At 58.7% G+C, this 3,455-nt stretch carries 2 protein-coding genes and 2 pseudogenes; all 4 read right to left on the bottom strand.

Features of this window, described 5'->3' with window-relative positions; genetic code table 11:
• Positions 1–112: 112 nt before the first annotated feature.
• Positions 113–1,027: pseudogene (locus AC07Y4_RS32775) on the bottom strand (integrase core domain-containing protein); the annotation flags it as partial.
• 493 nt (positions 1,028–1,520) lie between these two features.
• On the bottom strand, positions 1,521–2,225 hold the full coding sequence (locus tag AC07Y4_RS32770; protein ID WP_495275677.1) for a glycosyltransferase: 705 nt from the start codon (positions 2,223–2,225) through the stop codon (positions 1,521–1,523).
• 41 nt (positions 2,226–2,266) lie between these two features.
• Complete coding sequence (locus AC07Y4_RS32765) at positions 2,267–2,992, bottom strand: cytochrome b/b6 domain-containing protein (RefSeq protein ID WP_082322265.1); 726 nt, start codon at positions 2,990–2,992, stop codon at positions 2,267–2,269.
• 247 nt (positions 2,993–3,239) lie between these two features.
• Positions 3,240–3,375 (bottom strand): annotated as a pseudogene (locus tag AC07Y4_RS32760) (IS5/IS1182 family transposase); the annotation flags it as partial.
• Positions 3,376–3,455: the final 80 nt, after the last annotated feature.

The following is a 3,455-nucleotide window of genomic DNA, read 5'->3' as shown; positions in this document are numbered from 1 at the left end:
CCGCCAGGGGGCGGACGGTGGTGGCGCGCCGGCATGCCGCGGCACGGGCTCGGACACCGTGCGCCCGGCAGGGCCGGCATGCCGCATCAACACAACGGCCGGCAGCAGCAGGGTGAGGCGTCAAAAGATTCTTTCTTGACGAATTGGGGGCGGACATGGGAGCGAAGCCTTCGATGCCGCTGTGCGGACGATACCAGTTGTAATGGTGTTGCCCGCTGGCCAGGGTGTCCGTTCGTTGAGCGGAGTTCTGGTTCGTCCAGCCGCATGCCCACTCGCGTAGTGCGGACTGAACCGGTCGGCTTTGTCGTTCACTTGGGGTCGGTAGGGTCGCGTAAAGCTGTGCTTGATACCCAACTCGAGGCAGGCCGCGCGGAAGTCGCGTAAACGGAACGCGGCACTGTTGTCCCTCAGCAGGCACTTCACTGTGATGCCCAAGCGCGTGCAATAAGCCACCGCATTGCACAGGAACAGAGCCGCCTGCACCCGTTTCTCGTACGGGTGCCTGGCGGTGAACGCCAGCCTTGCGTGCTCGTCTATGGCCACGAACAGCGTTTGCCATGCTGCGCCATCGACCGAGCCGCGCCGATTGCCGATGGCACGGTGGCTGGAGCAAACGATGCACCCCCTGCTTCTTGGCGTTGATATTCAGCAGATTGCCAGGAGTTTCGTGCTCGTATCGCATGATCGACTCTAGAGACGCCAGATTGCTCAGCTTGAACATGCCCGCTCGCGTCGGAACGCGATAGACGACGCTGCCGAGACGCCCACGCTGCGCGCAGCACGAGCCTGCTGCATTCGACGCTTGCGCAGTTCGACGATGACCCACGCCTCGCTTGCCCCGATGGACTTAGGAGGGGGCCGGGGCCTGAAGGAGGCGTCGGCCAAGGCGACTTCGCCGCCAGTCGGGTAGCGACCAAGCCTGGGTGCGGTGACACCGTGTGCAGCTGCAGCTTGCACTGCATCCGAGCCTTCCAAAGTCATCTGCTTGAGCATTTCGATTCGGGGCAAAGGTAAATCGGGCATGCTTCTTGGGGGGGGCTGGTTGGGCGTCCTGAGTCGATTGGGGTGTTGGCGACTTCCACTCTCTCAATCCAGATGAACACTGGATGCAACCTATTGGAGCTTCACATCTAGTGCGGGCTTTTCTTGGGCGCCTTCGCTCATCGTGGCCCTGTCGTTCCAGCTACGCGTTGTAGCAGCGCTGGCCGGCAACATCTGCAATTCAGACTCGATCAGCGTGCGCCAATTCTCCAGTCCGCGCATCAGCCCAGTGGAACAGGTCGGCAAGCAGATCGAAGGAGAGCGAAATCGAGCAATCTATTCACCAAACCAAAACATGAGCCATGCACCGAGGAGAGCGAACGATGCCAGCATGGCGAGTCCTTCACTTGCAAGGGGTGCAACGCGCTCGCGCAATGATTGAATACCAGTCAACATTTTGGGCCCCTATACTTTACCGCTGCTCCCCTGCAGCGGAGCATGCGTGCGCTTCGTGCGCTGCATTGTCTGTCATGCGACGCTCACTCCTTCCAATGCTCAGCCACCCAGGCCGCGGGCCGGATAAAGCGCAGCGCGCGATTGCGTCGGCCCGCGAGCGCGTCTGGCGGATTGCATTCACCGTGAAAAATCACGATGCGAGCGTCGGGCGGCACGAAGGGCGCACGTCGGTAATTTTCCGGCCACTTCGGGATGCAGCCATATTTAAAACTCGGGCACCAACTGGCTGGCCAATAGGCCAGCTTCCGCTCGCGGTGAAGGAAATCCGAGAGGTATGCTTGTTCATTTCGAAACGCCGAGCGCACCTCAGACAAATGTTCTTGGAAGTGCTTGAGCACGTTTGAATGGGCACCCAGCTCGAATCGATAGACCGATGAATTGCCCGTCACACGCCACGGTCGCTTGTAGTCGTGAATGATCAGGAATTCACCTGGATGCTCGAAGAATGTATCCAGACTGCCGACAACTACGACGTCGAGATCGAGGAAGAGTGCCGTGCCGTGCAAGCCATGGAGGTCCACAGAGAAAGTGACCAACTTGGTCCAACCGCGCTCGGGAATGCCTGCGGGCAAATCGAGCGGAGGTATGGGCAGGCACTGCACTTCTGACCTGATGCCCCGCGGGTGGTCAGTCAGGCAGTGGAAGCGAAAATTGCCGCTCAGGTGGCGACGCACCATGGCGTAGAGGCGATTGACGTACTCGGGGCCGTATTTCGTGCCCCACTTCATGCAGAGAACGTGCCGCTCTGCTCCTGGAGCACTTGCGTTGATCACGGCTTGTCGCCGTCCCTCTCTTGAGAGGCTTCTGTGACGGGCGCGATTTTTCCAGGTGAAGAGAGGGCAGCGCCTTCGCTCTGCCACTCATGCCCCCAGAAGCCGAGAACCGCCACCACCAAAAGTAAGGCAGCGCCATGTTGCGCGTTTGGGATGGCTTCGTTGACTGAGCCGAGTTTGGATCCGTGGATCATCGAGAGCATAAGATTCTCGCCTGCGCGCCAACTGTCAAAGGCTACTGCGGCAATGTAAGAGCCAGCGACCATGAGCAGCATGTTTGTTGCGACTGCGTGGATTCCGTCCAGCCAGTCGGCGGTGGGTAAAACAGAACTCGCACAACTGGAGGAACTCGCAATCAGCATCAACGTCAACAGGCCGACGATGAATAGGGCGCCAATCGGGCTGTGCCCAATATGACGTTTCCCCCATCCATACGGAAGTTGCCGCAGGTTGTTCATGATTGCTTCAGATCCCCTTAAGAAGCTCGAGAACCGCGAATGACGCGTGCCGACGAACCCCCAGATGATGCGAAATACCGCAAGGCCGCCCAGTGTGAATTCCAACGTTGCATGGACTTTGCGCCACTCCTCTTGTTCGGCCGTCAGATAAGCGCCTGCGAAACATACCGCCATGAGTGCATAGCAGACGCGTAGTGGAGCATCCCAGACTAGTACTCTTCCAAGAAATTGGAGCGGCGCTTTCGAGATCCGATCATTCGTCATAGTTGCGCTGGTGGGTTGTCGGCGATCAGTATCGACGCTCCTGAAGTCACGGAATCTTGTCCAACGAAGAAGGGGCTCGCGTTGCTTTCGGCTCTGTGAAGGCCAGCGAATCAACGTGGGCACTCTAGAAAGCAAAACCGCCTGTAGGCTTACACATGGATTACAAGAATGTAATCTGAGTGCGGTGTCCTGACCTTCAAAGAGGGCCGCTCCGCGACCACATCGCCATCAGTTTCTTGCGCGCCATTCACTGATTGGACAGCGAAAACAGCGTGAATCAAGTGCGCTGTGTTTCTGGCCAGTCCCCTTAGCCCTATCTTCACGAACCCGAACTGGCGCTTGATCACCCGGAACGGATACGCCACGTTCGCCCGCACGCTGGCCATTGGGCTGCTGCCGGTTTCGTGGACACCGACCTAAGCTTTTTGAGCTTTCTCGAACTGTATCGGACTGACGTAGCCGA

The sequence above is a fragment of the Variovorax sp. GW460-12-1-14-LB1 genome, from assembly GCF_059423605.1.
The sequence above is the reverse complement of the archived record's forward strand: the minus strand, read 5'-3'. Positions and strand labels throughout refer to the sequence as shown.